Source organism: Hathewaya massiliensis (assembly GCF_902143515.1).
Classification (GTDB): Bacteria; Bacillota; Clostridia; order Clostridiales; family Clostridiaceae; genus Hathewaya; species Hathewaya massiliensis.
In genome coordinates this window covers 21,734-47,869 of sequence record NZ_CABFVD010000004.1, presented here as the reverse complement: position 1 = coordinate 47,869, position 26,136 = coordinate 21,734, and the positions used below count along the sequence as shown (strand labels likewise).

At 30.6% G+C, this 26,136-nt stretch carries 34 protein-coding genes; 33 read left to right on the top strand and 1 reads right to left on the bottom strand.

Annotated elements, in window-relative coordinates; genetic code table 11:
- Positions 1-7 precede the first annotated feature (7 nt).
- The 12 genes from FNZ64_RS08655 (at position 8) to FNZ64_RS08600 (ending at position 10,921) form a co-directional block, all read left to right on the top strand.
- Positions 8-655 (top strand): hypothetical protein, encoded by a 648-nt coding sequence (locus FNZ64_RS08655; RefSeq protein ID WP_142414410.1) that lies wholly within the window; start codon positions 8-10, stop codon positions 653-655.
- A 71-nt stretch (positions 656-726) separates the two neighbouring features.
- Positions 727-1,533, top strand: a complete 807-nt coding sequence (locus FNZ64_RS08650) for a hypothetical protein (protein ID WP_142414409.1) — start codon at positions 727-729, stop codon at positions 1,531-1,533.
- Positions 1,534-1,665: 132 nt separating this feature from the next.
- The gene (locus FNZ64_RS08645; protein ID WP_243129241.1) at positions 1,666-2,187 is read left to right on the top strand and encodes a hypothetical protein; all 522 of its coding nucleotides are present in this window, start codon (positions 1,666-1,668) and stop codon (positions 2,185-2,187) included.
- A 452-nt stretch (positions 2,188-2,639) separates the two neighbouring features.
- A complete protein-coding gene (locus FNZ64_RS08640; protein WP_142414408.1) occupies positions 2,640-3,395 on the top strand; it encodes a DNA adenine methylase in 756 nt (251 codons plus the stop codon).
- Positions 3,396-3,411: 16 nt separating this feature from the next.
- Entirely contained in the window at positions 3,412-3,621 is a 210-nt protein-coding gene (locus FNZ64_RS08635) for a hypothetical protein (protein ID WP_142414407.1), read from the top strand.
- 133 nt (positions 3,622-3,754) lie between these two features.
- On the top strand, positions 3,755-4,507 hold the full coding sequence (locus FNZ64_RS08630) for a hypothetical protein (RefSeq protein WP_142414406.1): 753 nt from the start codon (positions 3,755-3,757) through the stop codon (positions 4,505-4,507).
- Between the two features lie 175 nt (positions 4,508-4,682).
- Positions 4,683-5,408, top strand: coding sequence for a hypothetical protein (locus tag FNZ64_RS08625; protein ID WP_142414405.1), 726 nt, complete (start codon positions 4,683-4,685; stop codon positions 5,406-5,408).
- A 27-nt stretch (positions 5,409-5,435) separates the two neighbouring features.
- Positions 5,436-5,906, top strand: a complete 471-nt coding sequence (locus FNZ64_RS08620; protein WP_142414404.1) for a transposase — start codon at positions 5,436-5,438, stop codon at positions 5,904-5,906.
- Entirely contained in the window at positions 5,896-7,248 is a 1,353-nt protein-coding gene (locus FNZ64_RS08615) for a terminase large subunit domain-containing protein (RefSeq protein ID WP_142414403.1), read from the top strand. Before FNZ64_RS08620 ends, FNZ64_RS08615 begins: the two co-directional genes overlap by 11 nt.
- 5 nt (positions 7,249-7,253) lie before the next feature.
- Positions 7,254-8,777 carry a phage portal protein gene (locus FNZ64_RS08610; RefSeq protein WP_142414402.1) on the top strand — a complete coding sequence of 508 codons (1,524 nt, stop codon included), beginning with the start codon at positions 7,254-7,256 and terminating at the stop codon, positions 8,775-8,777.
- Positions 8,761-10,611, top strand: a complete 1,851-nt coding sequence (locus tag FNZ64_RS08605) for a phage minor capsid protein (protein WP_142414401.1) — start codon at positions 8,761-8,763, stop codon at positions 10,609-10,611. Before FNZ64_RS08610 ends, FNZ64_RS08605 begins: the two co-directional genes overlap by 17 nt.
- Complete coding sequence (locus tag FNZ64_RS08600; RefSeq protein WP_142414400.1) at positions 10,604-10,921, top strand: hypothetical protein; 318 nt, start codon at positions 10,604-10,606, stop codon at positions 10,919-10,921. Before FNZ64_RS08605 ends, FNZ64_RS08600 begins: the two co-directional genes overlap by 8 nt.
- A 188-nt stretch (positions 10,922-11,109) precedes the next feature.
- Here the strand turns inward: FNZ64_RS08600 and FNZ64_RS08595 are convergent, their stop codons facing one another.
- Positions 11,110-11,682, bottom strand: coding sequence for a hypothetical protein (locus FNZ64_RS08595; RefSeq protein WP_142414399.1), 573 nt, complete (start codon positions 11,680-11,682; stop codon positions 11,110-11,112).
- Positions 11,683-11,834: 152 nt separating this feature from the next.
- Here FNZ64_RS08595 and FNZ64_RS08590 point away from each other — a divergent pair, with 152 nt between their 5' ends.
- The 21 genes from FNZ64_RS08590 to FNZ64_RS08490 all read left to right on the top strand — a co-directional run bounded on the left by FNZ64_RS08590 (position 11,835) and on the right by FNZ64_RS08490 (position 26,130).
- Positions 11,835-12,419 (top strand): phage scaffolding protein, encoded by a 585-nt coding sequence (locus FNZ64_RS08590; RefSeq protein WP_142414398.1) that lies wholly within the window; start codon positions 11,835-11,837, stop codon positions 12,417-12,419.
- An 18-nt stretch (positions 12,420-12,437) separates the two neighbouring features.
- Entirely contained in the window at positions 12,438-13,343 is a 906-nt protein-coding gene (locus FNZ64_RS08585; protein ID WP_142414397.1) for a capsid protein, read from the top strand.
- 10 nt (positions 13,344-13,353) lie between these two features.
- A complete protein-coding gene (locus FNZ64_RS08580) occupies positions 13,354-13,614 on the top strand; it encodes a hypothetical protein (protein WP_142414396.1) in 261 nt (86 codons plus the stop codon).
- Between the two features lie 31 nt (positions 13,615-13,645).
- Positions 13,646-14,011 (top strand): head-tail connector protein, encoded by a 366-nt coding sequence (locus tag FNZ64_RS08575; protein ID WP_142414395.1) that lies wholly within the window; start codon positions 13,646-13,648, stop codon positions 14,009-14,011.
- A 2-nt stretch (positions 14,012-14,013) separates the two neighbouring features.
- Positions 14,014-14,340, top strand: coding sequence for a hypothetical protein (locus FNZ64_RS08570; RefSeq protein ID WP_142414394.1), 327 nt, complete (start codon positions 14,014-14,016; stop codon positions 14,338-14,340).
- Positions 14,340-14,726, top strand: a complete 387-nt coding sequence (locus FNZ64_RS08565; protein ID WP_142414393.1) for a hypothetical protein — start codon at positions 14,340-14,342, stop codon at positions 14,724-14,726. The genes FNZ64_RS08570 and FNZ64_RS08565 overlap by 1 nt, the downstream gene beginning before the upstream one ends.
- Positions 14,726-15,112, top strand: coding sequence for a phage tail terminator protein (locus FNZ64_RS08560; RefSeq protein ID WP_142414392.1), 387 nt, complete (start codon positions 14,726-14,728; stop codon positions 15,110-15,112). The genes FNZ64_RS08565 and FNZ64_RS08560 overlap by 1 nt, the downstream gene beginning before the upstream one ends.
- Positions 15,113-15,121: 9 nt before the next feature.
- On the top strand, positions 15,122-15,577 hold the full coding sequence (locus tag FNZ64_RS08555) for a phage tail tube protein (RefSeq protein ID WP_142414391.1): 456 nt from the start codon (positions 15,122-15,124) through the stop codon (positions 15,575-15,577).
- 15 nt (positions 15,578-15,592) lie between these two features.
- Positions 15,593-15,931 carry a hypothetical protein gene (locus FNZ64_RS08550; RefSeq protein WP_142414390.1) on the top strand — a complete coding sequence of 113 codons (339 nt, stop codon included), beginning with the start codon at positions 15,593-15,595 and terminating at the stop codon, positions 15,929-15,931.
- 38 nt (positions 15,932-15,969) lie between these two features.
- Positions 15,970-16,257, top strand: coding sequence for a Gp15 family bacteriophage protein (locus FNZ64_RS08545; RefSeq protein WP_142414389.1), 288 nt, complete (start codon positions 15,970-15,972; stop codon positions 16,255-16,257).
- Between the two features lie 44 nt (positions 16,258-16,301).
- On the top strand, positions 16,302-16,931 hold the full coding sequence (locus FNZ64_RS08540) for a hypothetical protein (RefSeq protein ID WP_142414388.1): 630 nt from the start codon (positions 16,302-16,304) through the stop codon (positions 16,929-16,931).
- 73 nt (positions 16,932-17,004) lie between these two features.
- Complete coding sequence (locus FNZ64_RS08535) at positions 17,005-20,484, top strand: phage tail tape measure protein (protein WP_142414387.1); 3,480 nt, start codon at positions 17,005-17,007, stop codon at positions 20,482-20,484.
- A 26-nt stretch (positions 20,485-20,510) separates the two neighbouring features.
- A complete protein-coding gene (locus FNZ64_RS08530) occupies positions 20,511-20,726 on the top strand; it encodes a hypothetical protein (RefSeq protein ID WP_142414386.1) in 216 nt (71 codons plus the stop codon).
- A gap of 65 nt (positions 20,727-20,791) precedes the next feature.
- Positions 20,792-21,136, top strand: coding sequence for a DUF6711 family protein (locus FNZ64_RS08525; protein ID WP_142414385.1), 345 nt, complete (start codon positions 20,792-20,794; stop codon positions 21,134-21,136).
- Positions 21,137-21,196: 60 nt separating this feature from the next.
- A complete protein-coding gene (locus FNZ64_RS08520; protein WP_185903730.1) occupies positions 21,197-23,203 on the top strand; it encodes a hypothetical protein in 2,007 nt (668 codons plus the stop codon).
- Positions 23,203-23,604, top strand: coding sequence for a hypothetical protein (locus FNZ64_RS08515; RefSeq protein WP_185903729.1), 402 nt, complete (start codon positions 23,203-23,205; stop codon positions 23,602-23,604). The genes FNZ64_RS08520 and FNZ64_RS08515 overlap by 1 nt, the downstream gene beginning before the upstream one ends.
- On the top strand, positions 23,604-23,945 hold the full coding sequence (locus FNZ64_RS08510) for a hypothetical protein (RefSeq protein WP_142414382.1): 342 nt from the start codon (positions 23,604-23,606) through the stop codon (positions 23,943-23,945). Before FNZ64_RS08515 ends, FNZ64_RS08510 begins: the two co-directional genes overlap by 1 nt.
- A 12-nt stretch (positions 23,946-23,957) precedes the next feature.
- The gene (locus tag FNZ64_RS08505) at positions 23,958-25,085 is read left to right on the top strand and encodes a hypothetical protein (protein ID WP_142414381.1); all 1,128 of its coding nucleotides are present in this window, start codon (positions 23,958-23,960) and stop codon (positions 25,083-25,085) included.
- A gap of 12 nt (positions 25,086-25,097) precedes the next feature.
- Positions 25,098-25,418, top strand: a complete 321-nt coding sequence (locus FNZ64_RS08500) for a hypothetical protein (protein WP_142414380.1) — start codon at positions 25,098-25,100, stop codon at positions 25,416-25,418.
- Between the two features lie 57 nt (positions 25,419-25,475).
- Positions 25,476-25,628 carry a hypothetical protein gene (locus tag FNZ64_RS08495; protein ID WP_185903728.1) on the top strand — a complete coding sequence of 51 codons (153 nt, stop codon included), beginning with the start codon at positions 25,476-25,478 and terminating at the stop codon, positions 25,626-25,628.
- A 79-nt stretch (positions 25,629-25,707) separates the two neighbouring features.
- Positions 25,708-26,130, top strand: a complete 423-nt coding sequence (locus FNZ64_RS08490) for a phage holin family protein (RefSeq protein ID WP_142414378.1) — start codon at positions 25,708-25,710, stop codon at positions 26,128-26,130.
- The last annotated feature ends 6 nt before the right edge of the window (positions 26,131-26,136 follow it).

Here is a 26,136-nt window from a genome sequence, read left to right as displayed (position 1 = left end):
TCTATATATGGCAGTAGAATTTGATTTTGATAAATTGAAAAATGTGTATATTGCAACTTTAAAATCTCCAGATAAAGCATTGGCGTTTGATTTGGAAATAGGTAGAGGTAGATTTTTATTTATGATGTTTTTATCAGAAGAAGATAAAGAATCTAAGGATATGTTATTTTTATATATGAGGAATACAAGCATTATGAAAAGTATTAAATTGTATGGAAATCATATAGCGGGCACATTTAAAGCCTATATAAATGAGGACGTGCAAAATTGTTTTATTCAAGAATTACAATTAAGACCTACAGATAGGAATTTTAATTTTATAGGTTTCCTTAATCAAATTAATATGGCTATCCCACAAGAAATTAATACAGATGACAAAATAAGGAGTTTAAGAGATAATTGCAATATTATTAGAACATTAAATGTTATTGATGAATCTGATAAAACAGTATTAATAGGACAAAGAAAATTGTCTGTAGGGACTCCGCAAGATAAAACACTTAGAAAATTGTATATGTACACAAATTCAAGTGTAGAAGATATCAATGAACTTATTAGATTATTAAAAAAAATAAATATGACAGTTGCTTGGACAACAGAACAAAATAGATATAGGGAAGCTGATATTAGAAGGATGATTGAGAATTTAAAATAAATGGTATTATTATGGTTATTATCTGTATTAATTGATTTATAAAATAGTAATTTTTAGGGGAGAAAAGATATATGTCTATATATGATGAATTAAAAAAAGCTTATGGAAATCATTTTCAAGATGTATTTTCACAGATAATGAAAAGTAAATATGGATTAAATTATGTGCCTACAAGCACAAATGGAAAGTTCGGAGACTTAAAAGTTGATGGTGTATTAAATTATATAACAGCATTTGCAGTATATGCTCCAGAAATATACACTGATGATAAAGCAATTCAAAAACTAAAGAGTGATTTTAGGGGATTCATGGATCTTAAAAATGCTGGTAAATGGGAAGATATAAAAGAATATTTTTTTGTAATAAAAAGAAAACGTTCCGGTATAACATCCACAGTAATTAATCTGATTTCGGAATTTAATAAAGAATTTACTGTTAAAATAATGACTTTAGATGATATAATGGGTATTATTAGTGGATATCAACCTTTTTCGGATGATGGAATATTATTAAGAGAATTAAAAAAAGATGTTACAGATATAATGGAATATGTTGTGAATACTGATTTTGCATCACAACCTTTTAGTATGAGGTTAGCAGATGAAATTGATGATATATCATCTAAATGGAAGAAAAAACGTTATGTTTTTTCTAATCAAGATATTGATAATATTAAAGTTGATATAATTCAGTCCTTAACAGAAATCTGTTACTATTTAACTCCAGAATACGTACACCCTATTTCAGATAATCAACTTTTATTTAATAATGATTCATCTGAGGCTGGAGAGAAGTTGAGAAATGTACTTCAACCACAAATCCTTAAAATGCGTTGCAAAGTAAAGAGAATACTTGACCAGTTATATAAACTTCAGTAAGTACCAATTTATTCATAAAATTATAATTTCGTATGTTACTAAACTAAAAAAGTAAGTATCACATTAAAGTATCGCATTATTCACAAATGAATATGCGGTATTTTTTATTTTTAATTAGGAGTAGGTGATTAGATGATAGATAAAGAAGAATTTAGAAAAACAGAAAAGAAACTATATAATTACTACGGGAAAGATAAAAAAATAGAAAATCTAAAAAAGAAAATATATTTATTATATAAACAAATAGAAGAAATAGAAATTAAATTAAAAAAAGTTGATATAGATATTCCAGAAGAAAGCAAATGTATTGCTTATGAAGAAAGAGTGCAAACATCCAGTGATGGTACAAGTTATGCTGAAAGGGCACTTATGAGGATAACAGACAGGTTAATAAATGAACAGGCTAGAAAGAAGGAAGAAATAGTACGAATAGAAGAAGAAATAAGAAACATAGAAGCAGATAATATAATAATTAAAGAGAATATAAAAGATTTAAGAAATGAAGATAAACAGTTTCTAAATTTAAAATATAAAGAAGGGATGAAAGATTGGCAAGTTGGAGTTAGGTTAGGAATGGATCAATCAACTGCAACTAGGAAAAGACAAAAATTAGTTGAAGACGTAGCGAGATGGGAATTGTGGATTAGCTATTAAATATAAATAAAAATAAAAAAGAGCGGTAAACCGCTCTTTAGCCTAATTGATAGTATTATTGTTACCAATAACTATCACAATCTTTGATTCGCCAAATAGCTTATCAAGGAAAAATATTAATAATTTAGGCATATCTATTACTCCTTTAGATGTATCTTTATAGTTATGATACATCTTCCAGTTAATAGCTACATTGTAACATTAATTATAATAAGAATATTCATAAAAGTCAATGGATTACTTTGATAAATTGGAGTATAAGAGATTAAATTAGATATTAAAAAATAGTGCATTAAGTTTGCATTAAGTCTGCATTAAAACCACTATAAAGGCATGTTATTCTAGTATCATAGAAAATTTAAGTAAAGCGCTTGGAATAATCCAGGTGCTTTTTTATATGGTGGCGGTGTGTAATTAACCCAATAGAATAAAAATTACTAGGAGTGATATAAATGCTTAAGCCACCAATAGCTCGTATGGGCGGAAAAAGTAAATTAAGAAAAACAATAATAGAACTGATACCAGAACATATTTGTTATGTTGAATTATTCTTTGGAGCAGGATGGGTTTATTTTGGAAAAGCGCCTTCAAAAATAGAGGTTATAAATGATATAGACAAGGAATTAATAAACTTATTTAAGATGATTAAGTATCATGCTCCTGAAATAGAAAGACAACTAGAATATGAGTTCTCAGGTAGAGATGTATTTGAAGAATATAAAAATATTGAGATAGGAAACCTTACTGACATACATAGAGCAGTGAGGTTTTTATATTTAATATCTCAAAGCTTTGCAAGTAGAATGGGAACATACGGGTATGGGACCACGACTAGACCTTCGCCACAGATATTTTATAAAGGAGTTCTAGGAGATATAAAAGAAAGGCTAAGAAATACTTATGTAGAAAATCTAAGTTTTGAAAAAGTTATTGAAAAGTATGATAGAAAACATAGTTTTTTCTTTTGTGATCCTCCATATTTTCAAACTACAGGTTATGGTAATACATTTGAAGAAAAAGAACATTTAATATTAAGAGATAAGCTTATAAATTTAAAAGGGAAGTTCTTATTAACTATAAATGATCATGAAATGGTTAGAGAATGGTACAAGGACTTTAATATAAAAGAAGTTGAGGTTAATTACTCTGTTTCTAAAGAGCAGAATGCAAGAGGAAAGTATAAAGAATTAATTATAACTAATTATTAAAAAAGGATGTGAGGATATGCTAAGTATTTATACAAGTTACAAGTGTTGTGGCTGTAAGTGTGAGTTTGTTTTATTAAGTGAAGATGTAGAAGGCATGAAAGGATATTTAGTGTGTCCTTATTGTTCTAGTAGGAAGATTAAGAAGGAAAATGTAAGTGATAATTTAAGAGAATGTATGAGTGAGAGAAGCTATAGGAGAATTAAGGGAGTTATTAGGCAGAGGTGAGTTTAATAGTTTTGGTATAAATATTTCCTTTTTATATAAGTTGTAGAATAAAAGGGCGAACGATTGCTAGAGGGTTACCTTCTTTTGTGTAGAAACATATAACATAAACAAATATATGAAAGAAGGTATTAACATGGAAACTGCAATAAAAAAGAATTCACAACGCATGATTAGTTTCTTTAAATTTGGCAAGAAAAAACATTTAGAGTCACTTAAAAGTGGGAAACTTTACATGAGAAATTTACAACATTTTATCGATTATGAAGAAAAGAATAAAACTAAGGGCAGAGGAGATTCGAACGAGGCAGCTTTAATTATAAATGATGCTACGATTAAATTTAAAGATCCTTTGACAGGGAAAGAAATAGTAACAGCAAAATCAAAAAGAGCTATAGCAAGAAATACGGAAGATTTAAGCACGCCGGTATTTTGCATGACATGCATAACAGAAGATAATTTAAAAAAATATGATGAGAATAAATATATATTAGAATTTACCGACATCCAAAAAGAGGAAATCATCAAAGAGTTTGGGGAATATGCTTTACATATTTCACCGGGTGATTTCTTGAACAGAATTGACGAAGCATTTAAAAAACAAAATATAAAGCATGAAGCAAGATGCGTAGAATACACAGACATGAACCAAAATCATTCAGACAGGATATATGGGTTTCCAACTAATAATAGATTTTTTTATAAAGATAAGAAAACTTATGAATATCAACAGGAACATAGAATAATTATTTTAAATAGACACATAGATGATCCAGAAGAAAATTTAACAATAGACATAGGTGATATATCAGAGTTTTCGTGTCTTATGGAGACTAAACAACTTTTAGAAAATGGTTTGCTTGTAGAATTTATATCCAACAAAAGGTAATGAAAAGCATTTATAAAAATTTAATTTAAAGGGAGCTCATAACAGGGCTCTTTTTTAATGGATAAATTAAGGGGGTGGCATTGTGAAACTAACTTTTAGTTATATATAAAGATGAAGTGTAACTATACGATAATTACATATAACACAAATTTTATATAATTATCGGAGGCGCACAATGGTATATTATAGAAAGGCAAAAAAAGAAGGAAATGAATATAAAACATTGATTGAACATCAAAGATTATTACATTACGAAGATCTATTAATAAGGAAAATAGATAAATTAGAAGAACGGTACAAGGCGGGAGTGGATAGTAACAAAATACTATTTTTTATATCCCTATTAATTTCAGTTTTAGGATATTCTAATGATGTAATTGGAATAAAAATAATAAAAAATATACCAAATTATAAAGAAGTTATGTTAAGAAGTATATTCTTATTGTCAACTATTATGTGGTTACGTTCTCTTATTAAATTTTTTAAATTTAATAAGAGAATTAGGGTTTATAACATGAAGACGGAATATGGTCAGGATATGCTATTTTATAAATATATAGTAGAAAAGGTTAAAGAAGATGAGGATTTATATAAAAAGTTAAATAATTCAGTTGATAAAAGCTCAAATTTTAATACAAAAATTTTTGAATATTACTGGGTATTGAATAATAAAGATAAAATAGTTTTCTCCAAATCAGATTTAAAATTTTTTATTTATGAATACGTAAGTAAATTAGATAAAAATATATGCAATGAACTACATAACTATTTATATGAAGTAATCATATCAAGGCATATAATAAGGGGAGATTTGCGAAAAGATAATATAAAAGATGAATTTACATTTACTATAAATAAAAATAATTTGATATCTATTCAGTTTCTTCCAACTCAAAAATAATAGTTATAAACTAAGAGAGGTGAGTTCATGGCAAAGTCTAAATATGAAACTAATGTAAAAGATAAATTGATATTAGTTGGAGGGTGGGCAAGAAATGGGCTCACCGATGAACAAATAGCTAAGAATTTAGGTATAGGATTAACTACATTTTATAAATATAAAAAGGAACATTCCGAACTTTCCGAAGTCCTAAAAAAGGGTAAAGAAGTAATAGACTTTGAAGTAGAAAATGCACTCTTAAAAAGGGCATTAGGCTATAGATACAAAGAAGTAACCAAAGAAATTAGTGAGGTTACAGGTGAATTAGAAGTAACTAAAGAAGTTGAAAAGGAAGTACTTCCAGATACAACAGCACAAATATTTTGGTTAAAGAATAGAAAGCCACAAGAGTGGAGAGATAAACAAGATATTGAACATAGCGGCAATATGAAAATTAATTCTACAACTAAGCTAGATTCAATACTAGAGCAATTAGGTGATGAAGACAATGAGCAATGAATATAAGTTATCTCCTAAGTATAAAGCTTTTTTAAAACATAATGCTCCTGTAGAATTTTTAGAAGGTACAACAGCAGCAGGAAAGACCACAGTAGGAATTACAAAGTTCATGCTAAAGGTTGCTAAGTCTAAAAAGAAAATGCATGTTATAGCAGCTAAAACAACAGGGGTAGCAGAGAAGAATATAATCCAAAAGGAATATGGAATTATAGATGTATTTGGGGATTTAGTTAAGTATAACGGTAATGGTGATAAGGATAATAAGATACCTCATATAAGATATCAAACCAGTAATGGAGAAAAGATAATTTATATTTTAGGATATGACAATGTTGATAAGTGGAAGATGGCATTAGGTTCTCAATTTGGTTGTGTGCTTATAGATGAGATTAACACAGCAAGTATTGAATTTGTAAGAGAGATATGTACTAGAAATGATTATCTTATGGCCACACTTAATCCTGATGACCCTAACTTACCTATTTATTCAGAGTTTATAAATTGTAGTAGACCATTAGAAAAATATAAAAAAGATGTACCAGTAGAAATATTAGAGCAACTCAATTCAGAAGAGAAGCCTAATTGGACCTACTGGTTTTTTAGTTTCTATGATAATGCAAGTCTTAGTAATGAGGATATAGAGAAAAAGAAAATGAGTGCTCCAAAAGGAACTAAGTTATATAAGAATAAGATACTAGGCTTAAGAGGTAGAGCAACAGGACTTATATTTACTTGCTTTGATAGGAAAAAGAATCTAATAACTAAGCAAGAAGCTAAGAAGTTTAAATTTATATATTACACAGCTGGACTTGATACATCTTATTCAAGTCAAAGTAATGATACTATTGCTATGACCTTCATGGGTATAACAGAGGATAAGAAGCTTATATATCTTGATGAAGAAGTGTATAACAACAAAGATAATAAAGAAAGGCCTTTAGCTCCAAGTGATACGGCTATTAAATTTGTAAACTTTTTAGAGAAGAATAGAAAGAATTGGGGACTTGCTAGAGATGTATTTGTTGATAGTGCAGACCAAGCAACAATAACAGAATTGAAGAAACTTAAAAGGCAAAAACCTAATCTATATAACTTTATTAACTCATATAAGAAAGTTGAAATACTTGATAGAATACTTTTCGTACAAACATGGATAGATTCTATTGAGGGTATATTCTACTATGTTGTTGATACATGTAAAGAACATATAGGAGAGCTAGAAGTTTATAGTTGGAAAGAGGATAAGGACGAGCCAGAGGATGCAAATGACCATACAATAAATAGTTCTCAATATGCATGGATTCCATATAGGAAGTTAATAGGAAACTATAAAGGAGAGTGATGAAAGTGGGGTGGTTTAAAGAGATGGCAACTAAAGCAGCTATAAAGCTTTTAAATATTCAACCGGCAATACAAAATCCAGTAATGATAAGGGAACCCTTAAGTTATGAGGGTAATGTGATGAAAAACAGAATATGGTACAGAGGGGATCCATCGGAACTAGACCAATTTTTTAAGAGTATGGCTTTAGACCAGGTAAGCAAATCTAGATTTTGGGCTGCAGTACCAAGTGAAAAATTGAATATAAGGAAAATGCATAGTGGGTTACCAGCAATAATAGTTGAGACATTAGCAGATATAGTTACAAGTGATATAAACAGTATAGATATGGAAGAAACACAGCAAAAGATATGGGAAGAAATATGTAAGGATAACAAGTTTAATAAACTAATAAAAAAATCTATTGTTGAATCCCTTGTTGCTGGTGATGGAGCTTTTAAAATAACTATAGATACTGATTTAACTCCATATCCTATATTGGAGTATTACAGTGGTGAAAGAGTAGATTACACAGTAAAGAGAGGAAGGCTTCAAGAAGTACAGTTCTTTACTGATTATACTATAAGAAACAAAAACTATAGACTTATAGAGAGTTTTGGCAGAGGATATATAAAGAATAAGCTAGTTGATGAAAGAGGAGAAGAAGTTCCTTTATCTTTGGTTCCAGGACTTGAACAATTACAAGACGTAACCTTCGATAATAGTTTTATGATGGCAGTACCTATGAAGTTCTTTGAATCCCAAAAGTGGAGTGGAAGAGGTAAAAGTATATTTGATAATAAAACAGATTCCTTTGATGCATTAGATGAAGTGATAAGCCAATGGATAGATGCAATAAGAGCAGGAAGAGTACAAAAGTATATACCAGAAGATTTAATACCTCATAACCCTAATACAGGAGAGCCGTTGCAACCTAATCCCTTTGATAATCAGTTTATTCAACTTAATTCTTCACTTACAGAAGGAGAGAATTCTAAAATTGATATGATTCAACCTGAAATTAGATACCAGGCTTTTATTGAAAGTTATGCTAAAGCTTTGGATATGTGCTTACAAGGAATAATATCTCCAGCAACTTTAGGAATAGACCTTAAGAAATTAGATAATGCAGAGGCTCAAAGAGAAAAGGAAAAGACTACACTGTACACTAGAAAGAAGATAATAGATGAACTTCAAGAGGTATTACCGGAGTTAATCAATACTATTTTTAAAACCTTTGAGGTCATGAATAACAACGCTCCTAAAGATGATATGGATATAACTATTAACTTTGGTGAGTATGCTTCACCCTCCTTCAATGATAAGGTTGAAACTGTAGGAAAGGCTAAAACTTTTGGTGTTATGAGTATAGAGCAATGCATTGAAGAATTATATGGTGATACATGGACAGATGAAGAAAAGGCAGAGGAAGTAGAAAGACTTAAGGAAGAGCAGGGATATATGACAACAGATGAACCTCCTATTGTTGGTGATGATGAAAAATACAAAGATGATGATCCAGAGGAAATAGAAGATGGCGAAGAAGAGTAAATTATCTAAGCTAGGTGATATATTAAAAAAGTTTACTAAAAAATCTATGGAAGCAGAAATAAAAAAAGAAAAGGCAAAGTCTTATGATATTAGAAAGATTTTTCAAGATATGGAGCTTAACCTTATATCATCTATGAAAAAGGCATTTTATTTCCATGAAAGAGAACAACAAAAGGAAGGATTTCAGTGGGAGCAATGGCAATTAACTAAACTCAGAGAGCTTGAAAAATACAGAAAGAGAAATAAGGATTTAGTTGATTCTTATAGTGATCCTATTCAAGAAGCTATTGATAGAGAAATAGATGGTAATTATAAAAAAGGACAGAATAGAGTAAAGAAGCTTATTAAAAAGGCTGTGGATAAGGCTAAAGAGTTACTGCCTAGAGACAAAGTGCCTTCCATTGATTTACCAAGTGATATAGAAGATGAACAAAGCTTAAAAGATTATATATCTAAGTTATTAAAAAGACCTATAAAGCCACCAGAAGAAACAAATTTCTTTGGTGTTAATGATAAGAAATTAAATGCATTACAAGAAACAGTAACTAAGGATTTAAAGAATGCTAATCATGCAGTTCTTAGGAAAATGGATGATATTTATAGACAAGTCTTGTATAAGGCACAGGTTAATATGCAGGCAGGAGCAAAGACTTTAAACCAAGCAATAGATATGGCAACTAAGGACTTCTTAGACAAAGGGATTAGTTGTATTAGATATAAAGATGGTAAGATGGTTAATATCACTTCATATGCGGAAATGGCTTTGAGAACTGCAAGTCATAGAGCTACTTTATTAGGTGAAGGAAAAAAACGTGATGAATACGGATTATATCTTGTAGTAGTAAGTGCTCATGCTAACACCTGTAAGAAGTGTTTACCATGGCAAGGAAAAGTAATAATAGATGATGTATTTAGCCATCCTAGTAAAGAGTTTATAGAAGAGAATAAACAATATCCACTACTAAGTGAAGCTATAGAAAAAGGACTATTACATCCTAATTGTAGGCATACATTAACAACTTATTTTCCTGGTATAACTAAATTACCTGTAGTTCCTGATGAAGAAGAAGCACTTAAGAATTATGAAGCAGAGCAAAGGCAAAGAGCACTTGAAAGAGAACTAAGAAAGTGGAAAAGAGTTAAAGCTGGAGCTTGTGATGTTGAGAATCAAGAAAAAGCTACTGTTAAGGTTAAAGAGTTGGAAGATAAGTTAAGGCAACATTTAAAAGATAATCCTCAACTTAGAAGAGATTATGATAGAGAGCAAATTCAGTTGTCGGTTAAAGAAAAGAAAGTTATTGCTAACTATGATAATGGACTTGATAATAAGAATGAATTTATATCTATACCTAAAGAAACAGTAATACATGCAAATGAAGGTGAGTTTACAAATCCTAAGAATCCAAAGAAGATTAAATCAGGAGAAATAAGACTAAAAAGTGGGGGCCATGGACAAGACGGAATGGAGCTTTTAAATTCAAAAGAAATAGAGTATAATATAGTTAAAGAATATGATAATGGGGTAAGGATTGGTAATGTTCCTAAGCATAGAGTAAAAGCAAAACAATCAGGAACTGGTCAAGCATGGTTTCCTAAAAGTTGGGATAGCAATGATATAGAAATAGCAGCCAAATATGTTGGAAATTTAAAGGATAAAAATAAATATTTATTACAACATAATAAGGACGAAGACGGCAATATAATAAGTATATTTAAATATGCAAATCATAGTGGAGTTACAGTGGGAATTTGTTATGATTGCAAGAAGAGAAAGATAACAACAATATTTCCAGATGAAAAACAAAGAATGTTAGGAGGTGAATCTAGTGAATGAAAAGGATAGGAAGAAAATATTTTCACTTATAGAGTGGCGTAAAGGCCTAGAGTGTATTAATGGGATGGAGGATTATTACTGGGAACCTCTAACAACATTGCTAACTAAAAATGAAGATGATACAATTGGGTTTCTAAGGGAATGTTCAGATGAACAGATCTACTGGATAAGTGAAGTATTTGAAGATATTTCAGATAAATTTCAAAGTAAAAGGTTCCTAGAGTTTCTGAAAGAGCTACAGTATAAACACTCTAATATAGATATAAAACAAGACCTTCAAGCTGCTGAATATAGATTAGCAGAGGAATAAGCACTTACTAAGTTAAATAGTAGGTGCTTTTATTATGCCTAAAAATAAGGGAGGAATTAGTGAGAGCTTGGTACTTGCAATACATTCTCTTACTAAAAAGAATTAATATGAAAAAACCAAATATTGAAAATAGGATACCATTAATATTAGCTTTATTAGGAATAATATTAAGTTTGATATCTTTAATTTTATAATGGGCTAAGAGGTTTAAAGTCGCCAGTAAGCGGATTTATTGTAATTGCTTTTTTAAATGATTTACTTGGAGTATCAATTATTATTGTATATGACTTAGCTTCTTTTAAAGGTTCAATATTTTCAAAGACCGCAAATCCATTTAATGTTCCGTATGAAGGTATTCTTGTATTATTTAATATGTTTTGAGAAGTTATATTAATTGGCTTGCATAATTTTTTAGCATCGTCAATCAATGATATACCATTCTTGTTGTGTGTATCAGCAATCTCAATTGTATTAGCTATATAAGTGTTATTTTCATCAATTAACTTAATTCTACTAATATCTACAGAGTTAGTTGAGTTGTTTTCAATTGTTAAATCTACTATTAATAATTCATATGCTTGATACCATATGAATCCTAAAGAATAAATATTTTTAGAATCATAAGAAATTTTAAACTTAATAATTGATTTAATATAATTTTTAAAAGAAAGAACAAAGCTTGCAATAGATACAATAAGAGCTAAAAGAGCAGTTAAATTGTTTGTAATGTATTTAAGTATACCAACACCCCCTTTCAACAAAATATTACCATATTTGAAATGTGTGTACAAACTAAAAGTCTTAAAAATAAGGCTTTTTATTTTGCTCTTTTTTAAGTGTTGTAGAGCATAAAGAACAACGGTACTCCTAACTGGGAGCAACCAGTATAAATATGCTATTGGAGGTAATAGAAATGGAATGGTTAAGAAAATTATTAGAAGGTGCAACAATTAAAGATGGAAAGCTAGATGTTGATGGATTAATGAAGTCAATTAATAATGAATTTCCTAAAAATGCAGTACCAAAAGATAAATATAATGAGGTTTCAGAAGCTAAAAAGCAATTAGAAACTGACATTAAAGAAAGAGATATACAACTAGAAACTCTTAAGAAATCAACTGGAGATAATGCAGAGCTACAAAAACAAATTGAAACTTTGCAAGCTGATAATAAGAAAAAAGATGAAGAATATCAAGCTCAATTAAAAGATTTACAAATATCTAATGCTATAAAATTAGCTATAGCTGATAAGGCACAAGATGCTGAATTGGTATCAGGATTATTTGATAAGTCTAAATTAATCTTAGGTGATGATGGTAAAATCACAGGGCTTGAGGACCAACTAAAAAACTTACAAGAAAGTAAGTCTTTTTTATTTAAGCAAGAAGAAAAAAACCAAGAAACTCAACCAGGCTTTAAAGTTGGAGCTGATGGTACATCCCAAAATGGAGATGTTAACACTCAATTAGCTTCAATCTTTGGAAACAACAATAAATAATAAAGGAGAGATATGAAAATGCCAGTATACAGTTATGCTGAACAATTCGAAAGAGAGTTACAACAAAAATATGCAAGGGAATTAACATCTTATACGTTAACACAATCTAATCCAGGAGTTAAATTTATTAATGCTCAAACAATAAAGTTACCTAGATTAACTTTAAGTGGCTACAAGGATCATAACAGAAACACTATGGGTTTTAATACAGGAACTATATCAAATGATTGGGAACCAAAGAAATTAGCTCATGATAGAGATGTAGAATTTGCATTGGATCCTATGGATATTGATGAGACTAATCTTGTTTTAGAAATTGCCAATATCCAAAATGTATTTGAAACAGAGCAGGCAATACCTGAAAAGGATAGTTACAGATATTCTAAGTTATATGCAGAAGCAAAGGCTTATAAGTCTAAAGGAGCTATTATAGATAATACAGTTCTTACTATAGCTAATATATTAGATTGGTTTGATACTCAAATGGAAAAGATGGATGATGAAGCAGTTCCAAGTGAAGGAAGAATACTTTATGTAACTCCAGCAATGAATAAACTACTTAAAAATGCTAGTGGCTTAACTAGAAACATTGATGTAACTTCCAACAATGGTAATATTGACAGAAGGGTTTATTCTTTAGATGATGTTAACATTGTCAAAGTACCAAGTGCTAGATTTAAGACTAAGTATGACTTTACTAATGGTTGTGTACCAGCTACAGGTGCAAAGCAAATAAATATGATACTTATACATCCATCTTGTGTTGTATCAAGAGATAAATATGCTTATATGAAAGTATTCACTCCTGGTACTGATTCAAGAACAGCAGATAAGTATGTTTATCAAAATAGATACTACACAGATACATTCTTAATAGAAAATAAAGCTTGTGGTATTGCAATTAATGCAGAGGCGGAATCATAGGAGGGATAATATGAAGGCGAGTAAAGATAATAAGGTTTATACAATAGATGAAACTCAAAAAGAGTATTATATAACTCAAGGGTATGATATTACAGATGATGACGGTAATTTAATTGCAGATGGAGCTGGTAAAACAGTTTCATTTGAAGATTATAAAGGTTTAGAGGACAAAATCACAAAACTAGAGAAAGAAAATAAAAAATTAAAAGAAGAAATGAAAGAAAGTAAAGATGCTAAGGGAAGTAAAGAATCAAAAAAGGGTGATAAATAATCACTCTTTTTTTCTTAAGGATGTGGATCTAATGTCTTATGTGGATAATGAATATTATAAAAATGAGTATGGTGGGAATATCATATCAGATAAAGATTTAAAGCAAGAATTAAATAAGGCCAGTGATCAAATAGATACTTTAACCTATAACAGAATTGTAGGTATAGGGTTTGATAATTTAACTCCATTTCAACAAGAAAGGGTAAAGAAGGCAGTATGTTATCACGCTGATTTTATAGCTCAATATGGTGATTATATTAATATGCCTTTAAGTGGTTATTCGGCGGGAGATATAAGCCTTTCATTTAAAGCTAAAGAGGGCGGAGGGAATATAAAAACCTCTGATGAAGTTATTAATTTGCTTAGATCTACTGGACTTACTTCAAGGAGGTTGTAGTTATGTTAGGAAAACTTCCATTTCCAAAGTGGATATTAGTAACACCGGTAAAGATATATCAAACTTATATCAATGAAGATGGTGAGCCAGTAGAAACACTTTTATATGAAGGGTTATGTAACTATTCAGAGAAGAGTAAACAGACTTTAGATGCAGAAAGAAGGCTCATAACTTTAAGTGGCAAAGTTATAGTTGAAGGTGATATTAATCCAGGTAAATTAATTGAGGGATATGTTCAAATTGGAGAAATAAAAAAAGATATATACAAATCTGCAAGACCACGTAACCCTGATGGTTCAGTTTTTAGTACTGAATTGGAGTTGATTTAATGGGTGTTAAAGTAACTATAAAGTTAGATAAAACTAAAATAAAAACATTGGTTAACTCACAAAAGAAAGCATTAGAATTAACTACTGAAGCAGTGAAAAGTGATATAGTAACCAGTGCAGTAGTACCAAAACAAACAGGAGAACTTGAAAGAAGTCACTTTGTAGATATATCACAATTAGATAAAATGAAAACCTCAATAAATGTCGCTGGGCCACCTTATGCAAGAAGATTATATTGGCATCCTGAATATAATTTTAGGAAAGACAAAAATATAAATGCACAAGGAAAATGGATGCAGAGCTATATTGATGGAGAAAAGAAAGACTTTGCTAAAAATACATTTAAGATATTTCTTAAGCAGCTCTCAAAGGGGTTGATTAAATAATGCTACTAAGTGAAGTAAGAGAGTTTTTAAAAACTAAAATAGATTGCCCACAATGGTATTCAGGGAAAATAGATGGGGGTAAGGAACAATGTATAGGAATATATAATATACAAGGTCCTGCACCTAATATAGCCTTAGGAGGGTTAGTTAATACAAGCTATTCCACTAAGGCTATTTCTATATTGGTTCACTGGACTAAGAATTGTAATACTGCAGAGCAAAAGGCTCAAGAAGTATATAATGCTTTATTTGGACAAGAGGGCACTATTGGAGGGCATAGGATAATTAAATTTGATATGAGGACACCAGAGCCAGTAGGAGTAGGAACAGATACAAATGGTATTTATGAATATGTAATTGAAACAGTAATTTATTATGAAAGGTAGGTAATGTAAATGGCATTTACAGGAGTATTTCCGGTTTATAATCTTGTATTTAAGGTTGGAACTAAAGGTAAAGAAAGTAAAGAAACAGACATGAAAGAGATAGCTGATTTAGAGAACTTTGGTATTAGTATAGATGGTAAGGTGGAGGATTGGACACCAATGACTACTGCAGGTTGGGCAAGAGCATTAATGACAGGAAAAGCTTTTTCTATTTCTTTAAAAGGGAAAAGAAACGTAGGGGATCCAGGTAATGATTATGTAGCAAACACAGCATGGAAAGATGGTTTAGATTGTAGTACCAAAGGACAAATATTATTTCCAGATGCAGCTAAGTTAGATTTTGACTGTGTAATAGACGTTAAGAACGTAGGTGGTGGAGATTCTACTAACGTTGCACCATTAGAATTTGATTTAAAGGGTGATGGTAAACCAAACTATACACCAGGAACAACAGTACAAGGATAAAAGGAGAGGATATAGATGGCACAAGTATATGATATAGTAAATAGACTTACAAATGATAAACCAGTAATAAAATTAGCAGAGGACAAAGAATTTAAGGTTAATAATAGCAAAAATTCAGCAATATTAATAAAATCATTAAGTGAGGATACAACACTTGACGAATTTGAAATGATGGATAAAATAATAGAAGCTGGAATAGGAAAAGAAGGATTAGAGTATATAAATAGCCTAGAGCTATCATTTAAAAGTTATGAAACAATTATGAATGCTATTATGGCGGCTATAAGTGAACAGAGCTTAGAAGAAGTTGAAAAGATAGCAGAGCAGGAAATGAAAAAACTTAAAAAAAAGTAAATAATCAATGGTATGATTTATTTGAGGATTGGGGGCTTATAGAAGCCTCCTTTACAACTCAATATGGAATAAGGCTTAGGAATGAGCCGGATATGTCTTGGAGTGAATTTTGTACACTACTTGCAGGAATAATGCCTAAAACTCCATTAGGTCAAGTTGTAAGTATCAGAAGTGAAGAAGATAAGGACATTCTTAAACATTTTACTCCTGAACAACATAAGATACGTAATGATTGGAGAAATAGGCAGGTAGTTGAAATGTCAGAAGAAGAAAAGAAAGAAAAAATAAAAGAATTACAAGAAATATTTGCAAAAGCCTTTAGTTAATGTATATTATAATTAATATATGTTAATTAGGGGGGGAAGTTTTTATGTTAGTGGATAAGGGAAGGTTCAAGGAACTTAAAAAAGAAGGTGGGGGGATATTTAAGGCTATACATGCCACAGCTACATTAGAGTATGGTATTCCTGAAGTAAAAATTGGGGCTATTTTAAACCTCTATATAATGTCCAATGGAGTTTTAGGAGACATCACTTTAGGAAGTAAAATTTATATAAACTTTAATTCTATTACAGATGCAACACTAAGTTATGATAAATTGATATTAGATATTAATGAGAATGGTGCCAATAATCAAATAGTATTTAAAATCAAGAATACAAATGAATTAGAAAAAGTATATAATTACATAAGACAATATTCTAACTTGGGATACAAAGATGCTGAAATAACAACAAGAAATGAATATAAAGAATCTAAAATTAGTAATAAGTCAAAAAGACAAGAAGAGAAGGAAAGAGTACAACAACTTAAGAAGGAACGCATTCCATACTGCCCTAAATGCCATAGCACTAGCATAACTACTCAAAATAAAAAGTTAAGCGTTGGAAGAGCTACAGTTGGTGGGGTGCTATTCGGAGGAGTTGGAGCTGTACTCGGAGGTTTGACTAGTAATAAAATAAAAAAAGTATGTCTTAATTGCGGACATAAGTGGAAATAAAAAAAGAATTTGAAACACTTACTTAATAATTAGTAGGTGTTTTTTATTATGTCTAAAAGTGAGGTGAGAGAGCATGTCAGATAGTGTAGGTCAAATAAGTTTAGATTTGGGATTAAATGATATTACTGAAAAGCAGATTGAGAATATTAGCGAAAAGATAAAAGCAAATGTAACTAAGGCTTTAAGTGGATTAAGCAATATAGGCAATATAGATAAGTCATTAGACAATATTCAAACAACAATAAAGCAAATGATAAGTTCAATACATTCTCAAATAAAAAGCAACTTAGCAGAACTTAAGAGTTATATTGAAAACATATTCTCAAGTATTAAAGTTAAAAATCCCATGGATGATTTTTTAGATAAAGGGGATTCTTCCAATAGTAAGGATAACAGTACTCCTAAAAGCACAAGAGGTCCACCTACAGGAAAAGCTTTAAGTATAAAGGTTCCTAAAGTTGATTTATCAAACAATGCTGAATATATAAAATCACAAATAGAAATACTAGATAAGCAATTGGAGATTATGGGTGGTAAGGCTGAAGAGCAGAGAGGTAAGATACAGGATTTAAGGAAAGAAATAGAGAACCTGAGTAAACCAACTGGTAATAAAGTGATGGATTTTATAAATCAAGACACAATTAAAAAGTTAGAAGTTGAACTTAGCAAAGCAGAAGAGGCTTTGAATAAATTTAGTTCAACTTCTAATAAAACTACATTTACAATAGATGCACTTGAAAAGAAATTAGATGAACTAGGAAGTGTTGCAAAGAGTTCATCATCAAAAGCAGAAGAAGGAAGCTCTATCTTTAGTCGTATAAAAAATAAGATTTCAAGTTCAATTAAAGCTGGGGCAGGTGGTATTAATAACACACTTAAACATTTAGGACATGAAAGCACAAATACAGGGAGAAACTTTTTAGGTATGGGAAATATGATATCTAGAAGTTTTGGTAGGGTTCTAAGACAGGTATTTGTGATGGGGGTTATATATAAGGCTTTAAGAGGATTAATTTCTCATACAGGATCTGCACTTATGACAAATAGGCAATTTGTGTATTCTTTAAATCAAATTAGGACTAATTTAATGGTAGCATTTATGCCTATATATCAAGCCGTACTACCAGCGATAAATGCTTTAATGAGGGCATTATCTACAGTTACTGCTTATATAGCTACTTTTATAAGTGCTATATTTGGCAAAACATATAAACAAAGTTTTAATGCTGCTAAAGGTTTAAATAATGCAAAGGCAGCTATGGGGGCATATGGGAAAAGTGCTAAAAAGGCAGGAGCAGACACCAAAAAAGCAGCTAAAGATATGGAAGAAATGAAAGGTGCTTTGATGGGATTTGATGAGATAAATCAATTAGACCTAGACAAAGGTAAAAAAGACACAGGAGATTCCGATAGTTCTGGTATGCCACCTATGGTAATGCCTGATATCGATGTAAGTCCGGCAAGTGCTGCAGGAAAAGCTATAGAAAATATTATAAACAAGCTTAAAGCAGTTCTCTCTTCTATATTTCAACCTTTTAAAAATGCATGGGCAAAAGAAGGGCAAGCCACTATTGCGAGTATTAAATATGCATTGCATAGTATATTAGATCTATTAGGTAGTATAGGCAAGAGTATGCTTACTGTTTGGACTAATGGCACTGGCGAAAAGATACTAACTGTTATATTGCAGATACTTCAAAATATATTCAATATTATTGGGGATATAGCAAGCACATTTGCCACTGCATGGAATAGTGGTGATATTGGAACTAAAATAATACAGGGGTTATCTAATGCATTTTTAAACCTATTAACTTTAGTAAAGAAAGTAGGAGATTCATTTAGAGAAGTATGGGGCCAAATTGGAACTCCTTTAGCTAATATGTTTATGAAAGTTTTAAAATCTACTACAGATGTATTAGAAAATTTATCCCAAAAACTTATTTACGTTTGGGATAATGGGGGTAAACATCTATTTGAGGGTCTTGTAAAGTTAGGTGCTAAGGTACTTGAATTAGCAGGTTATATTTATACTGAATTTGTAGTACCCTTTGTAAATTGGTTTATAGATAATATAGCTCCAGCTATCGCAAAGGTTATGGACTGTATTGGAGACTTGTTAGATAAATTCAGCACATTTATAGGTTGGTTGCTTGGTGATGGTAAGCCAGTTTTGGAAACTATAATAATAATTCTTGGAAGTATGGCAACATCATTTGGATTAGTTACGCTTGCAACTCAAGCTGGTGCTATAGCTACAGGTATTTGGTCGGGAGTAATGGCAATTGCTACTGGAGTTGCTGGAGCTTTTAAAGTGGCTATAACATTCTTAACTAGTTCCTTCGGAATAGCAGTTGTAGCTATAGGAGCAGTAATAGCTATAGGTATTCTTTTATATAAAAATTGGGATGAAATAAAAGCTTTTCTTTTAAAAACATGGGACACAATAAAACAAAAAGCACTTGAAATATGGACTGCAATAAAAGAATTCTTCATAAATACATGGCAGAGCATTAAAGATACAGCTAGTAACATATGGAATGCTATTAAACAATTCTTTATAGACACATGGAACAGTATAAAACAAAATAGTATGGATGTTTGGAATTCTATAAAGAATTTCTTTGTTCAAATATGGAACTCTATAAAAGATATAGCTAGCACTATTTGGAATAGTGTTAAGAAATTCTTTGAAGAAACGTGGAACTCCATTAAACAAACTACTACTACAGTTTGGAATAGCCTTAAAGAGTTTTTAGTAGGCATATGGAATGGGCTAAAGGATTTAGTAATTAATATATGGAGTGGTATTAAGAAGTTTTTAGAAGATACATGGAATTCTATAAAGAACATTGCCACAGGTATATGGGGTGCTATAAAAGATTTCTTTGCTAGTACTTGGAATGGAATTAGTATAATAGCAAGTACAGCATGGAATGGAATAAAAGATACATGTAAATCTGTATTTAATGGATTGTATAGTATTATAAAGGATATATGGGGCTCTATTAAGGGAGTTTTCAATGGTATTGTGGAGTTTGTTAAAGGAGTGTTCACTGGAAATTGGGAACGAGCTTGGAATGGGGTAAGAGATATTTTTGGTAGTGTATTCAGTGGTCTTGAAGCCTTAGCAAAAGCACCGCTGAATGGTGTAATAGGATTAATCAATGGAGCTATAGGAGGACTTAACCAAATAAGCCTTCCTGATTGGGTTCCCGTAATAGGTGGTAAGGGAATTAACATTCCTAAAATACCTATGCTAGCGAAAGGTGGAGTTATAAATCAACCTACATTATCAATGGTAGGTGAAGCAGGTAAAGAAGCTGTTGTTCCACTTGAAAACAATACTGAATGGATGGATAAAATATCTGCTTCAGTAGCTAATGCAATAATAGCTGCTATGCAATTTAATCAGGGTAATAATTCAAGTGATGAAAATATTGGCGATATGGTAATGCAGCTTGATGGTGTTACATTTGCAAGGCTAATAAAAAATTATACAGACAAAGAAAACCAAAGAATAGGTAACAATTTAATAATTAAAACGACATAGATAAAGAATTGGAGGGAAAATAAACAATGAAATTATGGGAAGTAACTAATGGTTATTGTGGTGAAACATATATAAAATGTTTTGTTATTGCCAAAGATAAAAATAAGGCGATTGAAATAGCAAAGGAACATTTTAAAAAAGAAGCAGAATCAGACGGCCGCGATAAAGACTATTATTATGATTTAGAAGCTGAGCTAATATGTGAAGATGTTAATGGGGAATGGTGCAGTTGCACTTATTAATGAGGTGGGTGAATTGAAAGGGCATTAAGATTTGAATTATCTAACTAAGAAAGGGGCGGGTAGTCATGATAAGCATAAATGGAGTAGAGCTTCCTGCTCCAACTGATTTTCAAGTAGGTATAATGGATATTTCTAAAGCTGAAAGAAATGCTAGAGGGAGTATGATAATTGAGAGGATAGCAACTAAAAGAAAGTTAGAATTAGCTTTGAAAAACTTATCTAAAGAAGAAGTAAGCAAAATACTAAAATTAGTTTCGCCTGTATTTTTCAATGTTACTTATGTAGATCCTCAAGACAATAGTACAAGAACAGGAGTTTTTTATTGTGGTGACAGAAATATAGGAATGCTAGGATTTATAAATGGTCAAATATACTATAAAGATGTTAAGTTTAATTTAATTGAAAGGTAGGTGTGTAAATTTATAACAGTTAGTAAAGAGTTTAAAAAAGCAGTTTATGCACCTGAAAGAATGTGTAAGGCAAAAGTGAGATTTGAAATTTTAGATCTAACTGCATTTAAGGATAATACTAAAACAGTAAGTAGTGAATGTATAATAAGCAGAAAAGACCAGCTAACAAATAAAATAAGAGCTATGAGTAATAAATATGCTGTATTTGAAAAGGACTATCTAAAACTAGATGGTTCTTTTATTATTCCACCTAAGCCTAATGAAATGCTAAATGCAGAGTTAGGGTGGTGGAGTGATGTTTTATGCGATAAAGATGGATTATTTAACCCATACCAGGCATTAGAGTTTAACTTCAGCAAGGAACATTCTTCCGCTGGATTAACCCTATACTTTGATATTTTGAATAATGAATATGCTACTAATTTTGATATAGATGTATATGGAGCTACAGGATTAATTAAGCATGATTCTATAGTAGATAATACTGATTCCAGGTATATCTATATAAGCCAACTATCTAATTATAAAAGAATAGTAATAACCATTAAAAAGTGGTGTAAAGGAATTAGAAGAGTGAAAGTTACAGAGGTAGACTTTGGGATAATTAAAGAGTATACAGATAGCAATTTAATCAAACTGAATGTTCTTCAGGAGATTAACACAACTAGCAGTACACTACCAAGTGACGAATTAAAATTTACAGTAGACAACTCTAACAGGGAATTTAATGTACTTAATCCACAAGGTTTTTACAACTTCCTTAAAGAAGGTCAGGAATGTTTTGTAGACATGGGTGTTATGTTAGAGAATGAAACCATTGAATATATACCTATAGGGAAATACTACTTGAAGCAATGGCAATCTGATGAAGGAACCCTCACAACTACATTTACTGCTAGGGATATTTTAGACTCTTTATCTAACACAGAAGTTGAAAATACTTCTATAAGAGATATTACACTCTATGACCTAGCAGTAGAGGTTATGAGGGCGAGCAGTATAGAAAATTATACATTAAGTAATAATTTAAAACTTATAAAAACCAAGGCTTTACACAATAAAATGAGCTATAGAAGTCTATTGCAATTGATAGCTATATCCGGAATGTGTGTAGCTTATGCAGATAACTTAGGCATATTTCACATGAAACAGCTAATAAGTGCTAAGACAGTAATTGATTCTATAAATGTTACAAGTCAAGATTTTATAAGCAGTAAAGACCAGGTAATAAATAATATCTTAGAGCCTAGTTTTAATATTGCTACATTTGAAAAAGATAGATTTAAATTGGATGGTAGTTTTAATATTCCTATTGAAGATATGAAAGGTTATGAGGTTGGGTGGTGGAGTAGTGATTTATGCAATATGGAAGGTGTGTTTACAACACCTTTAAAATTAGAAATAAAGCTATCTAAAGACCACAACAGTAAAAACTTTGAGATAATCTTTGATACATTGAACAATGAATATGCTTCAGAGTTTGATTTAAAAGTTTATGCTGCAGATGGATCCATAAAGATTAATGAAACTATAGTAAACAATAAATCTAGATTCTTCTATGAAAATAATTTGTTGGAGAACTGCAGAAAAATTGAAATAGTAATTAAGAAGTGGTGTAAAGGAATTAGAAGAGCAAGGATAGTTGAATTTGGTTTTGACTTACCAGTAGATAATATAACCTTTGATAATACGTATAAAGAACCACAAATAGAATTGGGTCAAGCTGTTAAAGCAGTTGAAGTTACCTATTATCCAGTGGATTTAGAAAATAAAGCAACTTACATTGCAGTAAATAATGATATAAAAGAAGGAGCTATTCTTAAGTTAGAAAATAGTTTAATAAACACACAAAATGATGCTAAGAATGTAGCAGAATGGTTACTAAAAGAAAATACCAGTAGGGCTACATTTAAAGTGGATTGGAGAGGTAACCCGGCATTAAATCTAACTGATAAAGTATCTATAGAAAATGGCTATGGTACTAATAATACTGCAAATATAATTAAACAAGAACTTAATTATGAAGGCTATTTAAGTGGTAAAACAGAAGCAAAGGGGGTAATTTGATGTGGATACAACCTAAAACAGATTGGACTCCAACTAATTATTATAATCCAGAGGATTTAAATAGAGTTGAGAATAATACTTTAGAAGTTAAAAATCTATTAGAGCAACTATTAAAACAGACAGTATCTTTAGAAAGTACAATTACCAATAGAACCTATGCTTCTATAGAGTTCGCTAGCAGTCTATCAAGAATTGAAAGGAATATTGATAAGTTAGGTTTTTACTATAAGCCACCAGGGTGGCAAAATACCCTTAGCTGGGTTGTAGGTCATTCTTTCAATTATGTGGATGCTAATAGGTTGGAAATAAACTTAAAATTACTATATGAATTTTTAATTCCTAATGTAAAATATGAAAGGTATTGTGGTAACTTTACTTGTGGAGAGGAGGACTTTATATAATGGCATATAAAAAAACAGTATGGAAAAATGGTGTATTTGAGAAACCCAGAACTTTTAAGAAACAAGATAATATTGATGGCACCTTAACACTCGTACCCGCTTTTGGACAAGTTATACAGACTGGTACTAAGGTGGAAGCTGATGTAATGAATAACATTGAAAATGCTGTTGAAAGCTTAGATAAAGAAATGTCTAATAAGGCAGCTTCCGAAGACGTAAAAAACCTTAGTAATAATCTGACAGCTCATACTGGTAAGGTAGAAAACCATAGGAAAATAACTTTTGGGACAACGGAACCCACTGGTGGGGTAGATGGGGACATCTATTTCCAGTATGAATAGAGGTGAAGAACAATGAAAGCAACGTGGATCAAAGCTAATGGAACCTGGAAACAGGTTAAAAATGTGTGGCAAAAGGTTAATGGTGTGTGGAAGAAAGGAGTTATGCCAAAAGTAAAGATAAGTGGGACTTGGAAGGAATTAATGAGTTACTTTGAAAAAGGTGTAGTCTTTATGGAACAGCAAGATAATAAATATTATTTAAGGATAGCTGATTATAATTTAAACATATTAAAAAGTTTTGAAGTAAAAATTGATGTGTTTAGTAATATTAACTTTGGACAAGGTGATGGGAAGTATTTTTATATAACTCATGGGTCTTCAATTTCTGGTGCTAATTCTCGTATATCAAAAATATCAAAACAAGATGGTATTGTTTGTACAAAGGATTTATCAACAGGTGATGTTCCATCAATCAATCTTATCGCAGTTCCAGATAAAGGGGCAAACTTTTTTATTAATAGTACAAAGAAATTTACATCCTTAGAACTTTATAATAAAAATGATTTACAATATGTAACAAGCATAGATGGGATAGGATTAAATAAAACGAAATTGTTTCCACAAAAAAATGGAGATGTAATATTTCAAGATAATGAAGCTATTCTTTATGTGTATAACAACATAGGTCTAAAAGTTTCACAACGTTCACTTGGCATTGGAGGCACTCTTGTTGGGATAACAGATGAACATATTTATTTTGCTGAACAAATACGATATTACAACTATAGCTTAGATCCTGCTGAAAGATATAAATTAGACTTAATAGTATATGAAAGAGGAACACTTAAGGAATTAGGAAGAAGAAATATATTTAAGGATTTAGAATTTAATTCTATTCCAAGTCTCTCAGCTAAATGGGTAGTAGAGGTAGTAGGGGATTATGTATATTATATTGACTATAATAGATATGTAAACTGTTGCAACAAAACACTATCAACTCTATATTGGTCAAGAAGTTATGAGATAGAGTATTGGAATCATAGTAAAATACATTTTGTAGACTCTGAAAAAAGTATATGGGTTTACGAAGATAATAAGACAAAAAAAATAAAAATAAATGGTTTAAGCACAACATATAATAATAGGATATATGGAGATTTTGCAGGGTATCCAACAGCATTCCCACAAAATTTTAAATAGGAGGATAGTTTAATGATATTTTTACAATGTAATAAAGTGGGCAAAGTAGAATTTATTCACTATATGCCATTTGATGAAATTCACGGTCTAGGTCAAACAGAAGAAGAATTAAGACAAAATGGTATATTAGTAAACAGCATTCCAGAGCCTCAAAATATACAAGGAAAACAAGGGATACTATATTTTGAAGAGGGAAAAGGGGTTTATTATAAATATGAAGATATGCCTAAATTAGAAGGAAACAGTGAGTTAGAGAAAAGAGTTAATGCACTAGAGCAATCTAATGCAGAGTTAATGAACTTAATTATGATGCAAGGCATAACACCTAAATAGTGAGGTGTATTTTTTATGCTTAAAATTATAAATAAAATAATTAGGAGGTTTTTCAATATGAAATTTAATAAAGAAAGTGGTTGCACTAAGGTTTGGATAACTCTTATAATGAATGGAGTTTATACTTATGACCAGGTACCAGCCTTACTAAATCTTAGGGAATGTGTAGGAGAAGTACTTGTAGAAATAGGCATGATAGAAAGTAAATAAAAATCTAAAAGGCAATAGATAGGACTTCTAATAAGTCTTTTTTTATTGCCTTTTAGATTTTATACGAGGAAGGTGTAATATGAATAAAGAAAATATTTTTAATGGCATTATAGCGGGATCTGGAACATTGTTTACTGCTCTGTTCGGAAGTTGGGATTTAGCATTGCAGATATTGATAATATTTATGGTGCTAGATTATATAATGGGTGTTTTAATAGCATTAAGCAACAAAACATTATCTAGCAATATAGGTTTTAAAGGACTTCTTAAGAAAACAGTTATATTAGTAGTTCTCATAGTGGCAGTTTGTTTAGATAGGCTACTTAATACTGGTAATTGGGTTTTCCGTACCCTTGTTTGTTATTTTTACATAGCAAATGAGGGTATTTCTATTCTTGAAAATTGTGCATGTTTAGGAGTACCAGTACCTAAGAAAATAACAGAAGCATTAGCACAGTTAAAAGAAGGAAACAAGAAAGAGATTAAAGAGCAGAGCAAATAGTTCTGT